Origin of the sequence: Gracilibacillus lacisalsi DSM 19029 (genome assembly GCF_000377765.1) — a bacterium.
In the GTDB taxonomy this organism is placed as follows: domain Bacteria; phylum Bacillota; class Bacilli; order Bacillales; family Amphibacillaceae; genus Gracilibacillus; species Gracilibacillus lacisalsi.
Genome location: NZ_KB898662.1, coordinates 337,899 through 355,631 on the forward strand (window position 1 = coordinate 337,899; position 17,733 = coordinate 355,631).

14 protein-coding genes and 1 riboswitch are annotated in these 17,733 nt (G+C 37.0%); of the genes, 3 read left to right on the forward strand and 11 right to left on the reverse strand.

All coding sequences use genetic code 11. The annotated features are described in order from the left end of the window. Nucleotides 1–3: 3 nt before the first annotated feature. From D569_RS0101550 to D569_RS0101565, 4 genes are all read right to left on the reverse strand, one after another. Nucleotides 4–1,320: an ABC transporter substrate-binding protein gene (locus tag D569_RS0101550; RefSeq protein WP_018930635.1), complete on the reverse strand. Its 1,317-nt coding sequence runs from the start codon at nucleotides 1,318–1,320 to the stop codon at nucleotides 4–6. A 19-nt stretch (nucleotides 1,321–1,339) separates the two neighbouring features. After that, nucleotides 1,340–2,176: a carbohydrate ABC transporter permease gene (locus D569_RS0101555; RefSeq protein ID WP_018930636.1), complete on the reverse strand. Its 837-nt coding sequence runs from the start codon at nucleotides 2,174–2,176 to the stop codon at nucleotides 1,340–1,342. 18 nt (nucleotides 2,177–2,194) lie between these two features. Further along, the gene (locus tag D569_RS0101560; RefSeq protein WP_051084497.1) at nucleotides 2,195–3,052 is read right to left on the reverse strand and encodes a carbohydrate ABC transporter permease; all 858 of its coding nucleotides are present in this window, start codon (nucleotides 3,050–3,052) and stop codon (nucleotides 2,195–2,197) included. A 225-nt stretch (nucleotides 3,053–3,277) separates the two neighbouring features. Beyond that, nucleotides 3,278–4,042 (reverse strand): DeoR/GlpR family DNA-binding transcription regulator, encoded by a 765-nt coding sequence (locus tag D569_RS0101565; RefSeq protein WP_018930638.1) that lies wholly within the window; start codon nucleotides 4,040–4,042, stop codon nucleotides 3,278–3,280. 339 nt (nucleotides 4,043–4,381) lie between these two features. Continuing rightward, a riboswitch (purine riboswitch) is annotated at nucleotides 4,382–4,483 on the forward strand. Nucleotides 4,484–4,642: 159 nt separating this feature from the next. Here D569_RS0101565 and D569_RS0101570 point away from each other — a divergent pair. Together D569_RS0101570 and D569_RS0101575 are read left to right on the forward strand one after the other, a co-directional pair. Beyond that, entirely contained in the window at nucleotides 4,643–5,716 is a 1,074-nt protein-coding gene (locus D569_RS0101570) for a SulP family inorganic anion transporter (RefSeq protein WP_018930639.1), read from the forward strand. A gap of 15 nt (nucleotides 5,717–5,731) precedes the next feature. Next, nucleotides 5,732–6,274: a phosphoribosyltransferase family protein gene (locus tag D569_RS0101575; protein WP_018930640.1), complete on the forward strand. Its 543-nt coding sequence runs from the start codon at nucleotides 5,732–5,734 to the stop codon at nucleotides 6,272–6,274. Nucleotides 6,275–6,388: 114 nt separating this feature from the next. On the opposite strand, the gene D569_RS0101580 is transcribed toward D569_RS0101575, so the two are convergent. The 7 genes from D569_RS0101580 to licT all read right to left on the reverse strand — a co-directional run bounded on the left by D569_RS0101580 (nucleotide 6,389) and on the right by licT (nucleotide 16,522). After that, nucleotides 6,389–8,389 (reverse strand): bifunctional diguanylate cyclase/phosphodiesterase, encoded by a 2,001-nt coding sequence (locus D569_RS0101580; RefSeq protein WP_018930641.1) that lies wholly within the window; start codon nucleotides 8,387–8,389, stop codon nucleotides 6,389–6,391. Nucleotides 8,390–9,015: 626 nt separating this feature from the next. Next, complete coding sequence (locus tag D569_RS0101585; protein WP_018930642.1) at nucleotides 9,016–9,339, reverse strand: hypothetical protein; 324 nt, start codon at nucleotides 9,337–9,339, stop codon at nucleotides 9,016–9,018. A 65-nt stretch (nucleotides 9,340–9,404) separates the two neighbouring features. Next, nucleotides 9,405–9,809: a hypothetical protein gene (locus tag D569_RS0101590; RefSeq protein ID WP_018930643.1), complete on the reverse strand. Its 405-nt coding sequence runs from the start codon at nucleotides 9,807–9,809 to the stop codon at nucleotides 9,405–9,407. A 479-nt stretch (nucleotides 9,810–10,288) separates the two neighbouring features. Then, the gene (locus tag D569_RS0101595) at nucleotides 10,289–11,239 is read right to left on the reverse strand and encodes a formylglycine-generating enzyme family protein (RefSeq protein WP_018930644.1); all 951 of its coding nucleotides are present in this window, start codon (nucleotides 11,237–11,239) and stop codon (nucleotides 10,289–10,291) included. A 60-nt stretch (nucleotides 11,240–11,299) separates the two neighbouring features. Then, nucleotides 11,300–13,075, reverse strand: coding sequence for a sulfatase (locus D569_RS0101600; RefSeq protein ID WP_018930645.1), 1,776 nt, complete (start codon nucleotides 13,073–13,075; stop codon nucleotides 11,300–11,302). Nucleotides 13,076–13,403: 328 nt separating this feature from the next. Continuing rightward, nucleotides 13,404–15,353: a beta-glucoside-specific PTS transporter subunit IIABC gene (locus D569_RS0101605; protein WP_018930646.1), complete on the reverse strand. Its 1,950-nt coding sequence runs from the start codon at nucleotides 15,351–15,353 to the stop codon at nucleotides 13,404–13,406. A 311-nt stretch (nucleotides 15,354–15,664) separates the two neighbouring features. Further along, on the reverse strand, nucleotides 15,665–16,522 hold the full coding sequence (gene licT, locus D569_RS0101610) for a BglG family transcription antiterminator LicT (RefSeq protein WP_018930647.1): 858 nt from the start codon (nucleotides 16,520–16,522) through the stop codon (nucleotides 15,665–15,667). A gap of 338 nt (nucleotides 16,523–16,860) precedes the next feature. Between licT and D569_RS0101615 the strand changes: the two genes are divergently transcribed. Next, nucleotides 16,861–17,649 carry a sulfite exporter TauE/SafE family protein gene (locus tag D569_RS0101615; protein WP_018930648.1) on the forward strand — a complete coding sequence of 263 codons (789 nt, stop codon included), beginning with the start codon at nucleotides 16,861–16,863 and terminating at the stop codon, nucleotides 17,647–17,649. Nucleotides 17,650–17,733 lie beyond the last annotated feature (84 nt).

Below are 17,733 nucleotides of genomic sequence, written 5' to 3' on the forward strand. Positions count from 1 at the left end.
CCTTTAATTATCCAATACTTCATCAAGTGCTTGTTGCGCTTCTTCTTTAGCATCTTTTAGTGCTTCTTCTGCCGGAACATTCTCAATTTCCACAAGATCGACTGCTTTACTAATAGCATCTGTTATGTTCCCACCAGTTTGATCAACAAAAGCATGGGACGTTGTTTTTTCTGCCTGCTCTAAAGGTACTAGAATTTGAGGATTCTCCTCTGAAAATTCTTTATATGTGTCTACTTCTCTAGCAGATTTACGAACGGCAATATATCCAGTATTCATCGACCAATCCGCTGTCACTTCTGAGCTTGTAAAGTAAGATAGAAAGTCAAATGCTGCTTTTTGTTCCTCTTCAGAGGCGAGCTCCGTAATCGAACCTAATAACGCATCTGCTACTGGAGCTGGATCATGACCTTCCCAGCCAGGCTGCATATGCGCAGAAACAATCGCGAAGTCTAAGTCACCTTGATCACCGCTTGAGCCAGTGTAACCAGCAGCACGATTTTGAAGAACATCATCGATGGTTTTATACCAATATTCCCATCCTTGTCCGCCATGTTGAATAGCCATTACTTCGTCCTCATGAATCGCTTCTCTAAAAAACTCCCAAGTATCAATCCATTCTTTACTGTCGATCATTACTTCTGTTCCCTCTTCATTAAGGATGGTGCCGCCACGGCTTAACGAAGCATCTATTAGATTTCCAGCTCCCCACATCGGCATCCATCCATAGATATCCTTTTCTTGTTTAATCGTTTCGGCTGCCTCAAGTAATGTTTCCCAGTTATTCAAAGCATCTAGCGAAATACCTAGTTCACTGAAGACATCATCACGGTAATACAATACTTGTGTTGTCCCATATAATGGGAGTGCATATTGTGAGCCACCCACTTGACCTTGACTATAAAAAGACTCGACATAATCAGTTTCATTAAATTCCGTTGCTTGTGCGATAAAATCATCCATTGGCGCTAAGGCTTCTTTTTGTGCTAATGCATTCATTGTGTCTACACCTAACAGTACTGCTGCAGGAACCTCTTGCGCAGCAATTGCAGCCTGTAATTTTTGATAGGTTTCTGTATAGTCTCCCTGTGCAACACCGTTTACGATAACTTCATCTTGACTATTATTATACTCGTCGATAATCCGTTCCATATTGTCACCCAAATTACCTCCAAGTCCATACCAAAACTCTATCTCCGTCACTTCCTGATTTTCTTCTTCTGCATTTGCCTCTTGTTGATCATTGGAACAACCAGCTACTACTAATAAAAGAACCAATCCCCACAGCACGATTTTTAATTGATGTTGTACTTGATTTATCATTCTATTTTCCTCCTTTGTATTATCCTTTAACACCTTGATCACTAATTCCTGAAATAAACCACTTTTGGGCAAACAAGAAAAGAAGCAGTAATGGTAAAATAACAAATGTACTTGCTGCCATTATGAGCGGCCATTGCATTCCATACCCACCCTCTTGCATGAAAAATTGTTGAATACCTTGCGTAATCAGCATTTTATCCTCACTTTTTATAATCAGTGATGGCCATAAGTAATTGTTGTAGTTCTGCACAAACGTTATCAATCCGAATGCGACAAAAGATGGTAATGTCAATGGGAAGAAAATTCGCCATAAGATTCGCCAATGATTGGCCCCATCAATTTTCGCAGCATCTACTACATCTTTTGGTACTTGTAAAAATCCTTGACGCAAGAGAAAGATTCCAAAAACACTAACAGCATTGGAAATAATAATTCCTTCATAACTATCAAGTAGGTGAAAATCCGCCAAGATTACATAACTTGGCACATAGGTGGCTGCTACCGGCAACATGTAGGATGCTAGAATTAACCCGAACAGGATATTTCTACCCTTAAAACGAAACTGAGTAAAAGCATAAGCAATCATCGCAGAGTTAATTAGTTGTATTAATACAATGGCAACCGCCGTTACTACACTATTTAATATGTATTGTCCAAATGGTGCCATGTTCCATGCTTCCACGAAATTTCCCCATTGCGGTTCACTTGGCCACCAAACAGGGGGAAATTGCCAAATTTCCTCCTTCGTCTTAATAGAACTTACAACCATCCATAAAAACGGAAAGAACATCATAAAACTGAATATCGTTAATAACACATATTTGGATGTTGTGGTTAGTAGTTGCCTTATGGTCATTGTAATCTCCTTCTCAATTTATTGGTAATGTACCCATTTTTTCGATACAACAAATTGTATGAGGGACAAAAACACGGTAATGATGATTAATATCGTTGCAAGGGCTGTTGCTCTACCCATGTTAAACTCTTCAAATGCAAATTGATAATACATATACAGCAACGTTCTTGTGCTTCCGGCAGGACCGCCTTGAGTCATTACCTGTATCTGGTCATATGCTTGTATCGCCTCAACTGTAGATACAATCACTAGAAAGAATGTAGTGGGCGAAACAAGTGGTAGTGAAATATGAATAAACTTCCTTAAACCTGAAGCACCATCAACAGAGGCTGCTTCATATAGGTCAGTCGGGACCTTCTTTAATGCATTCAAATAAAAGATCATCGACCATCCTAACCCTTTCCATATCGTAACAATAATAATAGCTGGCATTGCCCATCTTTGACTGCTTGTCCATGCTAATCCTTCAATTTGAAAAAGGGATAATAGCCAATTAGCTAACCCTGTTTCAGGTTCAAATATCCATGACCAAACAATAGCAACAGCAACTGTTGGGGTAACCCATGGTGAAAATAAAATAGTACGAAATATGCCGAAGCCTTTACTGTTTTTAACGAGAAGCATCGCAAGTAACAGTCCACCAAAAACTGTCGGGATCACTGTTCCAAGCGAAAAATATAATGTATTCCACAAGACTTGATAAAAACTACTGCTTTGAAATAAATGAATATAATTTTCTAACCCTACTATCTCGTAGCTTGGACTAATATAATCCCAATCGGTTAAACTGATCCAAAACGATCTAATCATTGGATAAATCCAAAAAATAACGAGAGGAATCATTGCCGGTAACGCAAAGAGCCAGGGGGTTAACATGTACCATTTAAAACGATTCTTTTTCAACTTGGGTTTATCCACATTTTTTTCTTCTATCGATACTTCCAACTCCTGATCACTCCTTTCTCGTATCATTTACATCCTCATTCTACCGAATAAATGTGGAATAAGTGTTAACACTTGTTTAAATTTGTGTAAAAAACAACACTTTTACAACATAAATCCACATTCCTGTTTTTATGCATAAAAAAACAGGCGTACTGATTAAGAATTTATAATCTCTACGCCTGCTTTTTCATAATTTTCTTTTATATTTTCTGATAAAGAACTGTCTGTAACAATTCCATCCACTTCATTAAATGAACAAACTTTCAATAGCGATACAGCATCAAATTTACTACTATCTGCTAATACATAGCATTTATTAGATGATTCCACTAACTTCCGCTTCACATTCCATTCCATGACACCGTAGTCGGTAAGCCCTGAATGCAAGGAGATACCACTCATACTTAAAAATAAGGTATCAATATGAAATTGTGTAATAAATGATTCCGTCATATCACCAACTACACACAATTCTTCATTACGCAAAATCCCGCCTACCATGATAATGGTGTAATGTGGCATACTGGACAGTTCATATGCTATTGGCAATGAATTTGTCAATATCGTTAGCCGTGTAAATTTCTTTTTCAGAGCTTTGGCAAATTCCGTGTTGGTTGTACTTACATCCATTGCAATGGATTGACCTTCCTTAACAAACCTTGTTGCTATTTCAGAAAGTTCTTGCTTCTCTTTCACATTTATATTGCCTCTAGCGATAAAAGATTTCTCTTCCTTGTTTTCTTTTTCTAAGATAGCCCCACCATGTACTCGTTTCAGTTTTCCAATGGATTCTAAATATTCTAAGTCTCTTCGAATTGTTTCAACTGATACCTTATATTCCTTTACTAAATCTGCAACGCGAATCGAATGAAATTGATTTAGTTTCTCTAAAATATTTGATTGGCGATCTTTCATCAGCATAATCGATCTCCTCCTACAATTTGTGTAATTACAACTAAATCCACATTGATTATATCACGATTACATGCTGAGTTGTAGTAGGAATATTTTTTCAAAAGACATGGATACTATCTAATTAAAAGGTCTTCCTAATACTTAAAAAATAGTGATTTAAGATAACCTATAATATTCGTATCACAGTGGACAAATACCGGACAATATATGTTATGAATGCAAATTTAAACCATTATTAGTATGAACAATATAATAATTAACAATTGATTTAACATGCTTAGATCTAGCTGATTCAATACATTATAAGAATACCTTGTCTAATCCGACATAATGTGATAAATTACATGAATAAACAAAAAACTATATCATATAATCCTAGTAATATGGTCTGGGAGTTTCTACGGAGCAACCGATAATTGCTCTACTATGGACGTTGGATGTTAGAACACTTTATCTAAAATTATTGTGCTATCATTCTTTAGTTCTGTATATTTTAAGATACAAACGTCTATGGAAACCATAGGCGTTTTTTTATATTTAGTCTCCTAATTTCTGTAGCAGTGCATATAAGGCAAGCTCCGTAGAAAACAGAAAGGTAGGAGAACAGTGGAAATATTAAAAGACATTTTAGCTGCACTTAGTGGTGTGCTGAACGGTTTACCGCAAGGGCTTCTAGCATTAGCATTTGGCTTTGCTTCCGTTCCAACCGCAATGGCCTTTATTGTAGGTGCATTAGGAAATAGTGTAACAGGATCCGTCGCAGTCATCTCATTCCAAGCAGAAACCATTACGGTTGCAGGATCGATGGGGAAAAATATGCGTGAACGATTATCGATGATCTTTTTTGGTGCCTTCATCATGTTTGTGATTGGTGCATTTGGCGCACTAGAAATGATCATTGAATGGATTGGGCCAGTCATTACCAATGGAATGATGGCGGGCGTTGGTATTATGCTTACCAAAGTTGCATGGGATATGGCAAAGGGTGATAAAATTCCTGGAATGGTTTCTTTTGCTACAGGGTTAATCACTTATTTAGCTACACAAGACTTGGTATATACGATCACCATTTCAGTTGTCTTATCTAGTATCGTCGCTTTTTTTACTAGTAGAGATGAAGATAAGAATGTCAATAAACCATTTGTAGACGATCGATTCCACCGAACACGCTTCATCCTTAATCCGATGGTCATACGTGGTGCATTAGCTATGGTATGTTTGAATATCGGTGCAAACATTGCATTTGGAAACATTAATAGTGATATAGCAAATCGCGATGTGAATATTGATACACTAGCTATGATTAGTAGTTTAGCAGATATGGCATCTTCATTCTTTGGTGGTGGACCTGTCGAAGTTGTTATTTCTGCTACTGCAAGTGCACCACATCCGGTTTGGGCTGGGGTATTAATGATGGCGATCATGGCAGTCATTTTATTATGGAAACTATTACCTAAAATCGGAAAGTATATTCCAACCGCTTCGATTGCAGGCTTTCTATTCGTATTAGGTGCAATAGTTACACTACCAGGAAATGCAACGGCGGCACTTACAGCCGGAGAAGGCACACAAGGTATAGTTGGGGCTATTACAATGGTTGTTACAGCGATAACAGATCCATTTATCGGCATGTTATCAGGTGTAGTGGTTGAGTTTTTAATGAACATACTTGGATTTTAATCGAGGAGGAGAACAATGACCGAAACCTATAAACTTACTATTAGCGGATTGGAAAGAGAATTGCCAATTGTAGAAGTTGATGATCACCTTAGCATTGCAAGTTTCGTAATTTTAGGAGATACAGAACTTGTCTGCCATGTCGCTCCTTTACTAGCGAAGAAATTACCTCCTGTGGACTACATTGTTACAGCAGAAGCAAAAGGGATCCCATTGATTCATGAATTAACTAAAGTAATGGGCAAAAAGGAGTATATCATTGCACGTAAAAGTGTGAAAGCATACATGGAGGATCCTGTCATTAATAGAGTAAATTCAATCACGACTAGCGATGAGCAACTGCTTTGCTTAGATGGGAAAGATGCTAAATTGTTAAAAGGTAAAAAGGTGGCAATTATCGATGATGTCATCAGTACAGGAGAATCTATTCGCGCACTGGAGGAACTTGTACACCAAGCTGGCGCAATCGTTGAGGCAAAAGCTGCAATCCTTGCAGAGGGGGATGCTGCTGATCGTGATGATTTGATTTTTCTTGGGAAACTACCAGTTTTTACGAATTAGTAAACAATTACTGATGAAAGGTAATAAAAGTATTAATCTTCCTTGGATAAAGCATATCCAAGGAAGAGAACGTGTTAAAAATCCTCTCCTTTAGATTTAATACATTAAGAAAAACTATAAATGAACTCCTTTCTGTTCACGTATCATCTTTAATACACCCGCTGCATTTGTTGGTTTGCTATAATAATAGCCTTGCACCAAATAGCCACCAAGACATGTTAAGATTTCTTCCTCGTCTTTTGTTTCGATCCCTTCTGTCACGACACTAAGGTTTAGCTGTTCCGCCATTGACAGAATTCCACCGATTATGACTTGTTTATTTTTATCATCAATGTTATCAATAAAGGTTTTATCTAGTTTGATTGTGTCTAATGGTAATGTGTTTAATAGAGATATCGACGAATAACCTGTACCGAAATCGTCCATCGACACCCTTATCCCCAACTGTCGTAATTGATTCATTTGCTGAATGATCTGTTCCATATTTGAGTACATCACCGTTTCCGTAATTTCCACTTCTAAGTACGAGGGATCTAACTTATATTTGCTAAGCATTTCTTCGAAGATGCCTTTTACATTTTTATTTTCTATGAATTTAATTGATAGATTGATAGCAATAGGTAAACTTATCCCCATTCGGCTCCATTCTGTGGCTTGTACAAAAGCTTTTTCAAGGGTCCACTCGGTCAATTCCATAATATAATTCGTTTCCTCTGCCATCGTAATAAATTCCATGGGTGATACATAACCATACTTCGGGTGTTGCCATCTAGTTAATGCTTCTACTCCAACAATAGAGGAAGTTTTGATATTAAACTTTGGTTGATATAGAATAAATAATTGTTCATTTTCAATTGCTCTTCGTAAATCATGTTCTAAAATAATTCGTCTAATTCTTTCTTCTCCCATTGCCTCTGTGAAGAAAGCATACTGATTCTTTCCTGATTCCTTCGCCTTGTACATAGCTATGTCTGCTTCTTCTAGGATTTTCATTCCTTTTTTCTGATGTGGTATTCCTAAACTGATCCCAATGCTTGCTGAGATATAGAGTGGTTTATTGTCTACTTCAAAAGGCTGATTGATTTCCTCTAGGATTTCGGCTGCTAGTTGTTCAATACGCTCTTTGTCACTATGATTGATTAATAAAATAAATTCATCCCCACCAATTCGATAGCCTTGTATGCCCTCATGAGAATGGCGATGAAGAATCAAACCGACCGTTTCTAATAATTCATCCCCTACTTGATGTCCTAACGTATCATTAACCGATTTAAACGAGTCTAGATCCAAAAAAAGCACACTAACGTGCCCGGAATCCTGGTTGGTATTAAAATATTTGTTCAAGGCATTACGGTTTGATAATTGCGTAACGGTATCTTGGTAGGCTATTTTATTCAATACATGCCGATCAAATATCATCGTTCCCCACGAAACTAGTAAAATAACTATTACAATGATGGTAACTCCGTATAATAGAAAATGGTTCGTCGGTATATTTGTAGGATCGGAAACAGAATGATCGAATTCTATACTAACAGCTGCCATCCCAGTATAATGCATACCTGCAATAGCAACTCCCATTACAATAGCAGAAAGAGATTTTAACCACTTAGAACCTGCTTGGTTGCGAAAACGGATAAATAAAATGACTGCAACATAAGAGGCAATGAATGCAATAAGAACCGACAAAACCACTAGCGTGCTATTATAGTTGATTTGTGCGTCCATCTCCATTGCTGCCATTCCTAAGTAATGCATGATGACAATACCAGATCCCATCATCACTCCACCAACAACAATCCGATACCTCGGAATTATTTTGGGCATTGTAACGTAAAAGGCAATAAAGGAGGAGAGTATACTTACCACCAACGAGAGAGACGTAATCCAAACATTGTATGAAACTTGTATATGTGGGTGGTATGCAATCATCCCAATAAAATGCATGGACCAAATTCCTAATCCCATTACAATGGAACCAGACACAAGCCAAAATAATTTACTTTTCCCTTTCGCATTTGAAAGATTGGAAGCATTCGTTAATGATAGTAAGGAAGCTATGATTGCAATGATAATTGATAATACAACGATATAAAGGTTATATTGTTCCACCATGAATTTATATCCTCTCTTTTAATTGTGGATGTCAGCGATATTCCTTTTTGACTAGTTAAAATAGATCATTTTATTATACTATACCCGAAATGTGTTCTGTCTAACACTCATTGAAAAAGGTTAAAGTATAGATATTTGAAATTTATCAACTACATCGTTAATTTCCAAACAAATGATTGATTAAGTACCAAATTAAACTTTGATAGAAGAAAAATGGTACTAAAGCTGAATTTAAGTACCAAATACATAGAATGTCGAGGCTATTTTGGTACTAAAAAAATGAAGTTGAAAGGATAGATGGAAACAGATCGATTCAGAAGATTTTATAGTGGAGGGATCGAAAATACGAATAGAAGGCTTTGGAACAGATTTAAAAGTTAGAAGTATGGTGGTGATTACCCTCTCATATTGCTAAATACCATTTGCAATAAACAGGTTAAAATTGTTAACAGTACCATTAATCAAGATAACTATTAAATGCAACTACAAGATTTCCCTACAAAAGCGATTTAACTGGGAAATCTAACTAATTTAAAGAAAGGTTTTCTCCTTGATCAATTAATTCTCTATTATTTTTGTTTCAAATGCTAGTAGATGGAATGTCATATGAGTAGATTTTCCCCTTTTCACTTTATATAGTTTAAAAACCATATAAATATAGCTACACCAAAAACAAAGATGGTAGATATAACGAGTAATGTAAAATGTTTTCTTTTTCCACTAACTATCATTTCCACAATATGAACAGCATTCATTAAGCCAAGTGAAAAGAGCATACCTATCTTTAAAAACTCGGACGAATCATTTGACGGATCGGAGGATAACAATCCTGAAACAGAGTAAAATATTAATTGAACAGCAAAGTAAAGAGTGGCGATTCTGAACGTAATATCTAATGTCAAAAATAACTTATTTCTTTCCCTATATCTTTTTTTAAGGCTTTCAATCATGCTCATACACTCCCCTATAACGTTTAAGTAATAATTCATGACTAAACAGAAAGCTATAATCTCAGTTATTGTTCATAGACTGATCCATTCTCTATTTCTTCCTTTTTAGAAGTTAGCTTCTGTTTATAGGGAACATAAGAAGCAAGAAACGTAGCTATCTGTTCTTTAGTTTCATCCGATGTTATAATACAGCTTGCGCTAGTAAAACCTAGCTTTACCTTCAATTCGTAACAATCATTTACCTCTTTGGTATGACCATAGAATTTATGATTTACATCAATACGGACAAATTGATAATACTTGATCTTCTGCCAACGGATGAACTGGGTACCTATCATTAACCCCTCTTCTTTTATAGCAAACGTATTTAACACCTGGTAAGAAAACAAAGTGAACGGAATGATGAACAAATAAATTGGGAACAATTCCTCTGTAAATAAAGCATAGAAAAACGCACTCCAAATCAGCACAAGAAGACACCCGTAAATAACAAGACGCTTTTTGTGATATGTTATTTCTGGATAATCAATGGTTCAAAGGGGCTCCAATCTTATATTGCGATAATCCATCTCCGAACTTGGGAAAATACTTCGCCTCTTTAATTCCCTCAAAGTTCGCCCCACTCGGTATATATGATATATCACAATACCTATAAACAACAGATTAACCCATAAATACATATTTTCACCGCCTCTTCTATCTCTTACATTATATACGTATTAGAGCCGTTTCAAGTTTCAGGTTTCTATCCCTATCCAACTCCATGTCGAATTCACGTAAATTAAAAGGCATCTACCATTTTGGTACATGCCTTTTGGTTAATTTTACTGTAAAACGCAAGTTGTTACTATATTCGACAAGGAAACACAAACCCTTTCTTTTTTCAATGCCAGCCATACATCGCTCATTAAATATTGGCACTCATCCTTTAGGGATGTCCATTCTATGATTAAATATCCGCCACACAACGAAAGCCCAAATTACCTGTTGAACTGTCCATTGTATTCGCGCTACGTGCTGCTACTCGGTATCGATTACAGTAGGAATGGTGACACAAGTAGGAACCACCTCGCATCACTCGTGGTATTTGGTTTCCTGGGTACTTTAATTGTTTGGTGTTATCATTTTCAAACGGATCAGCACACCATTCCCAAACATTTCCTGAGACGTTGTATAAGCCATAACCATTTGGTGGAAACGAGACAGCTGGTGCAGTACCTATGTAGCCATCATGCGTCGTATTATTCACCGGAAATTCTCCCTGCCAAATATTGCAGTAATGTTCACCATTCGGGTGTAACTCATCTCCCCATGCATATTTCTTTTGTACTAATCCACCACGAGCAGCATACTCCCATTCTTTCTCAGTCGGAAGTCGCTTCCCTGCCCAGTCACAGAAAGCAACTGCATCATTCCAGGAGACATGGATAACCGGGTGGTCCATCCGCTCGTCAATCGAGGAGCCGGGACCTTCTGGTTGATACCAGAATGCCTCATCTACTGCTAACCACCATGGTGTTCCTGGAACCCTCCGTTCTTCTATCACCTGTTCCTTTTGAAGAAACAAATGAAAAACGAATGACCAACCAAACACTTCTGCTTCGGTTTTGTAGCCCGTCTCATCTACGAATGCCTTGAATTCAGCATTAGTCACCGTGTGGCTATCGATATAAAAAGGCTGCACCTCTTCTTTTCTTACCGGACCTTCCTGATCAGCTGGAAAACCGTCATCATCCTCTGTCCCCATTAAAAATGCTCCACCATCAAGTAATACCATTTTATCTTTAAATTTGATGACTTGCTGTTTTTGATTTGTCACAGGTGACGTTTCTGTTTTTGCATCTGTAATGCTTGCTCTGTTGACTGAACAACAAGAAGCTTGCTGATTCTCCTTTTCCATTTCAAAAACTCCTTTTTCCATGCTATATGTTCATTATAGCATGGGGGTACAAGTGTATAATTAGTCCACACGTAAGGTCATATCTATTTGATAGAAAAGACGTGCCTGTTCCTCTTTATCCACATTGTCTTTGATCCAATTTCTGATGTCATCCTCTGTTACAGCGGCATTTGTTTCTTGCACGTACTGTTTCATGGCTTGTGCCTTCGTTTTATCTTTGAGTGCATTGATCAACGTGAGATAGCCATCCTTTACATGATAGTTTACAAATGTTACCTCTTCCGTCACTGCTTCTTGCTCACGATCTAATACTTCATGTTCCTTCCTTACATCTTCAACTGAATGGATTTGATCTAATCCATAGTACGTATATAGTGTTTCTGGTGCCTCATTCTCTTCCATTAAACACTTCAGCTTCTCAATCATTTCGAATTCTTTTTCTGCATTTGTTAATGGTGATTTTTGGGCAGGGTCTTCTTTGTAGTTGAATAATTTATTGCCAAAGCGCTGATAGTTCTTGCCCATAAAGTCCGACGTTTGCATTTTCAGTGTGCTAACTCCCTTTGTAAAGGCAAAAGAGTTATCTAGCTCTGCACCTTGTAATTCCTCTGGTGTAAAACGGCGGTTCATACGCATTGGTGACAATGTATATTCATACAGATAATCTTCCTTACCAGGCATTGGAGCTCTCATATAAATGTATTCTTGATCAGCAACGTTCATATTGCTTCCAAAGTAGCCAAATAAAATAGCTTCATGATTCACTTCATCAGGCGATTCTACCACCTTACGTAATGATTTGCCCTTCATAAATTCTGGGATCTCAATATCAAAGAATTCCAAAATGGTAGCTGGAACATCAATATTTTGTGCCAATTGATTTCGAGATTCATTCTGAATGCCTAAATCTGGATACCAGATAAAGAATGGAATATTAGCAATCTCATTATAGACTGGCATTATGTTTTTCCCCCACCAGTCATGTTCACCTAAGAGTAAGCCATGATCCGTGTTCACTATCAACATCGTATCTTCCCACATATTATGTTCATCCATAAAGTCTAAAACTTTTCCTAAGTAGGCGTCACACATCGTAACAAGCGCTTTATAGAAGTTTTTCAGCAGGTCTGCTTTTTCGCTTGTATAATCATCGTGCGAGTACATGAGCCAGCCATTAAATTCCTCTTGCGAAACACCATACATGTTTAAATATTTTTCTGGTACAAAAAACGGTTCATGCGGATCAAAGCATTCAATTTGCAAGAACCAATTGTCCGCATCCTTATTCTCTCTTAAAAACTCCATACCCGCTTCCACTGTGCGGTAAAGCATATGGTCTTCTTCTTTCGGCATATGTTCTCGATTATATAAATCTTGAGCAATACTACCAATTTTTCTTTGCTTAAATTCATCTGGAATATTATCTAACCCATCAATATTCATATCCTTGTCCACTTTTGCCTTCCAACTATCCCCTTCTTGTCCGCGAATCAACTCATAAGAAGAATAACGTGGGTGGTAAGTGGCTCCTCCATCTCGCCAATAATGCTTATGATCTGTTACAAGATGTGTATATATACCATTCTGTTTCAATAATTCTGGCATCGAATCATCAAATGGCTCCATAGGCCCCCAACCGCGATGTAAGAAATTGTAACGACCTGTTTGCATGTCTCGTCTTGCTGGCATACATGGTAAACTGCCAGCAAAAAATTGATTAAATTGCACTGTTTTTTGTTGTAGTCGGTCAAAATTTGGTGTTTGAATATCTGAAGCCTCATATGCATTCAATGCATTTCTTTTTAACGTATCAAACATGACTTGAATTACTTTCATTGTCATTCATCCTCTCTATATTAATCCACTGGATCGGAACATTACTTATGAGAAAAGCGCAGAGCGCCCCCTTAAAAACGTAGCGGCTGGAGCGCATCAACTGAGATAAAGGAATCACGGTGAGTTTACGAACCGATGATGACTTTCACCTAAAGGCATAAGTGCGACTAAGCCTCTGGTTTCACCAATCGACAAGTCTTCTTTATCGTAGCGCGATTCGTGAAGTCGCCTAGTTTTTGGGCACTCAGAGCTAGACATCTGTGCTTTCCTTACTTATAAGAAAGGGAAGAAAGAAAGTATAGAATACTTCCTTCCTCCATTACAATCTTTAGTTCGTCTGTGTCACTAGCTTGCCTGCACTAGATGCTGATTGGTAAACGATTGTCATTAGTTGTTCACCCTGATTCAGCTGTTTTATCTCTGCTGTCTTTAGCTTACTCTGAGGCGCAAGATTTGTTAATACAATAGGAGTTGTGACAGAAAAACCTGCTTTCTTAATCTCATCAATATCAAAATCAATAAGAACTTGCCCCTTTTCTACCTTATCCCCCTGTGCAACGTGTGCTTCAAAGAATTTACCCTCTAATTGCACCGTGTCTAAACCAATATGAATTAAAATTTCTGTTCCTTGCTCATCCGTAATACCAATCGCATGATTAGTCGGAAAAAGAGCTGATACTTTACCAGTTACTGGCGCAACCAACTTACCTTCTGTCGGATCAATCGCAATTCCCTTCCCTAATGCTCCGGATGAAAAAGCAGCATCTTCAACATCTGAAAGTGAAATCACTTTTCCGCTAAGTGGACTTGCAATCTCATGATTATCTTTGTTCGTATGATTGTCTTTTGTTAATTCATTAGTATTAGATACTTCTTCACTTTCCTTCTTCAAGCCGAATAAATAAGCAAGGATAAAACCTAAGATGAGGTTTGTAACCATCGCAACAATCCCACCCCAGAAGCCGATATCAAGACCATCTGGACCAATTTTAGATGGGATGCCAAAAATACCCAATCCACCCATCATATATACTTTAGTATTCATTAAAGCCATAATACCTCCACCGACTGCAGAAGTAATTAAAGTAAGAATGAAGGGTCTTTTCAATGGAAGCGTAATTCCATAAATGGCTGGTTCAGATACACCGAAAAGACTTGAAATCGCTGCTGGAATACTTAATGTTTTGATGTTTTGTTGCTTTGTTTTTACCATAATACCAAGTACGACACCAGTTGTTGCTAAAGATGTAGCAGATATATAAGCTAAGATATAGTCTGAACCTGCCACAGCTAAGTTGTTGATACCAATCGGTACAAATCCCCAATGAAGACCGAACATCACAAACACTTGCCATAATCCCCCAAGAATTATGCCTGCTATTAAGGGGCTTACCCCGAATATCCAATTGGATGCATTACCCAAAAATAAACCTAACCATGTAGCAATTGGCCCAATCACTATAAAAGTTAACGGTACGATGATTAATAAAGTAAAAAATGGTACTAAAAATGTCTTCACAACATCCGGTATTACTTTGGTTAGCCATTTTTCCAGCTTTGATGCTACAAAGGTAGCAAGGATGATTGGAATAACCGAAGATGAATAAGTCATCAAAATAACTGGGATACCAAGAAACGTAATATGAACAGGAGACTCGAACATCGTTCCTGTAAACAAGGTATACAATGGATCACCAGCATCTAAGTTACTCATTGCTGGGTACACTAACGCTGCGCCAATTGCCATCCCTACAAACTGATTTCCATTAAATTTCTTCATTGCTGTCAAACCTAAAAATACCGGGAAGAAATAGAATAAAGCATCTCCCACTGCTTGCAAAATATTATAGATTCCACTTGTATCAGGATATAATCCTAATGATAAAAATAAAGCATTGAAACCTTTAATCATACCAGTAGCCGCTAACACACCTAGCGTTGGAGCAAAAATACCGGAAATAATATCAACAAATTTATTAAAGATACTTTGTTTTTCTCCTTCATCATCTTCCTCTGGTTCTTCCTGTGATTCAAACCCTCCAACATGTTGGACTGCTTTATATACATCTGGTACATGATTACCAATAACTACTTGATACTGTCCACCACTTCTCATAACGGTTACAACATCATCCATACCTTCCAAAATTTCAGTATGAGCCTTTTCTTCATCTTTTAACTTAAAACGTAAGCGTGTAACACAATGAACGACACTTTTAACGTTTTCTTTACCGCCGACATGCTCTATTATGTCTTTAGCCAATTCTTCGTATTTCATATGATTCCCTTCTTTCTTTTTATGATGATATAAGAAAAGCGCAGAGCGCCCACTTAAAAATGTAGCGGTTGGAGCTAATCAACCGAGATAAAGGAATGACGGTAGCTCGGACCGATGAATGAAATCGCCTAATTTTTGGGCGCTCGGAGCTAGACGTCTGCGCAAATTTTATGCTTTCCTTACATATTAAAAAAACCTGAGATAACCCTTACCACGTAACAAATTGATGTCGTATGGTAGAATCAACTCAGGTAATGCCCACTAAGGTAACATTCCCTACTATTTAGTTGTTTTAATTGTGTTCAACTCGTTTAACTAGATGTCTCCTTTTGCTGTCGGTCAGTCACACGGTTAATATGAACAGTTAAATAAATTTCCTCATCCTTTGTTAAATCCAAATCAAAATTATTCTTTAAGTAGGTAGCAATTTTTTCTGTACACTGATAACTTTCCGTATACGTTTCTTTAATCTGGTTATATAAAAATGGATCAGCTGTATCTTCTAATTTTTCGTTTCGGATAAAACGAATAGCGAAAAAGCGAAGGTGTGTTAAAAACCTTTCATAGTTAACCGATTCTTCATCTAATTCCACTTTAAAATGAAACTTTACAATACTCAAAATAGTATCGACCATTTCCGTGATCTGAACGGCATTGGTAACATTCTGACCAGAAAGCTGACTATTAACTAAGTGCAATGCAATAGATGCGGCCTCATCTTCCCCGAGGCGTACACCTGTCTTTTTTTCAATAACCTCTAAACACTTGAGTGCTAGCTGAAATTCAAGTTTGTAGTATTTGCGAATTTCCCATGAAAGTGGATTTTTTAGTTCTACACCTTTTTTGTATCTGCTTACAGCAAAGCTTATATGATCCGTCAAAGCGATATAAAGGTACTCATCTAATTTATAAGAGAGCTTTGATTGGGCATATTCGTAAAACTGTGCCGCAATATTTAAATATATCTCTGAAGTATTCATCAATACTTTGGCAAGCTTTTCTGAAATGCCTTTGGTTTGTAAGACAAAGGTTTTTTTGATCTTGGATTTATCAATTTCATCGCCAACTTTTTTTTGGAAGGCTAATCCATTCCCCATTACAATCACTTGCTGGTTAAGTTCATTATGGGAAATAACGACATTGTTATTTAAGATTTTACTAACTCGCATCTATCCTCCCCCCTCGCGAGAAACTATAGCAATAATATTGCAGCTAAAAACGAAAAAAAACCTAAATTTGAATATAATTCGCTCCTTATAGAAGCATTCATTCAAATTTAGGTTTTGCCTATTACTATAGTAACAATCCTAAAATATTAATTTGTTATTGAAATAATAGTAGCATATTCGATACAAACTTGTAAACCCTTTCTTTAATTCTTTTTTCCTACACCTATAGCTTTTGGTTATAGGCTATTAAACAACGGTATTATCGCAATGTGAAAACCTCTGCTAATATTAACTTCGGCAAAACAACAAAAGAAATAGAACATCGGAGTTGAAAATTTATGTTCATTATATATTTTATCGTTGGACTCTTTGCCTCTACTCTTGGTGCAATTGCTGGCCTTGGAGGCGGAGTCATTATTAAGCCTACTCTAGATTTACTTGGACATTTTGACTTAGCAACCATAGGAATTTTATCCGCTGCAACCGTCTTATCGATGGCGTGTGTTTCATTAATGAAATGCAGAAAAAACAAAGCAATGAAAGTTGATAAAACAACTAGTTCGATAATCGCTGTAGGTTCGATTATTGGTGGGGGCTCCGGAAAAGCATTATTTAATCTGCTCACTATATCATTAAATATCCCAACTATCACAGCTATTATCCAATCAGCAGTATTAGCTAGTCTTCTCTTGTTAATCTATATTTATTTTAAGAGGAAACACAGATTAAATACCTTTGTATTAGAAAACAAGTTGATTATACTTGGAGTAGGCTTTACTCTTGGACTGTTTTCCGCATTCCTTGGAATTGGTGGAGGACCAATTAATGTAGCAATTTTATCATTGTTTTTCTCGATGAACACCAAAAATGCAGGAATTAATTCTATTTTTATCATCTTCTTCTCCCAGTTGGCAGCCCTAGTATTAATTGCATTCACAACAGGTTATGGAAATTCTGATTTATCTATGCTTTATTATATGATTCCAGGCGGAGTTCTTGGCGGTATACTTGGCTCCACTATTGTCACCAGACTGACAAATAGGCACGTGGAAAAAATATTTAATATTAGTATTCTATTTATTATTGCTATGAATGTATACAATATTGTTAAGGTCACCCTTACTTAATAGCGATAACTATCCACCCGTTCTGACCTGCTACTTTTATATAAAGTAGCACTTATTGTTTAACCTTTTCATTTGGTTTATAAT

What these genes read in the sequence shown, in the direction of transcription:
- D569_RS0101615 (WP_018930648.1), top strand. Translation starts at nt 16,861, where the DNA reads ATGTTCATTATATATTTTATCGTTGGACTCTTTGCCTCTACTCTTGGT.
- D569_RS0101555 (WP_018930636.1), bottom strand. Translation starts at nt 2,176, where the DNA reads ATGACCATAAGGCAACTACTAACCACAACATCCAAATATGTGTTATTA.
- D569_RS0101560 (WP_051084497.1), bottom strand. Translation starts at nt 3,052, where the DNA reads ATGTTAACCCCCTGGCTCTTTGCGTTACCGGCAATGATTCCTCTCGTT.
- D569_RS0101595 (WP_018930644.1), bottom strand. Translation starts at nt 11,239, where the DNA reads ATGGAAAAGGAGAATCAGCAAGCTTCTTGTTGTTCAGTCAACAGAGCA.
- D569_RS0101565 (WP_018930638.1), bottom strand. Translation starts at nt 4,042, where the DNA reads ATGCTGATGAAAGATCGCCAATCAAATATTTTAGAGAAACTAAATCAA.
- D569_RS0101580 (WP_018930641.1), bottom strand. Translation starts at nt 8,389, where the DNA reads ATGGTGGAACAATATAACCTTTATATCGTTGTATTATCAATTATCATT.
- D569_RS0101575 (WP_018930640.1), top strand. Translation starts at nt 5,732, where the DNA reads ATGACCGAAACCTATAAACTTACTATTAGCGGATTGGAAAGAGAATTG.
- D569_RS0101550 (WP_018930635.1), bottom strand. Translation starts at nt 1,320, where the DNA reads ATGATAAATCAAGTACAACATCAATTAAAAATCGTGCTGTGGGGATTG.
- D569_RS0101605 (WP_018930646.1), bottom strand. Translation starts at nt 15,353, where the DNA reads ATGAAATACGAAGAATTGGCTAAAGACATAATAGAGCATGTCGGCGGT.
- licT (WP_018930647.1), bottom strand. Translation starts at nt 16,522, where the DNA reads ATGCGAGTTAGTAAAATCTTAAATAACAATGTCGTTATTTCCCATAAT.
- D569_RS0101600 (WP_018930645.1), bottom strand. Translation starts at nt 13,075, where the DNA reads ATGAAAGTAATTCAAGTCATGTTTGATACGTTAAAAAGAAATGCATTG.
- D569_RS0101585 (WP_018930642.1), bottom strand. Translation starts at nt 9,339, where the DNA reads ATGATTGAAAGCCTTAAAAAAAGATATAGGGAAAGAAATAAGTTATTT.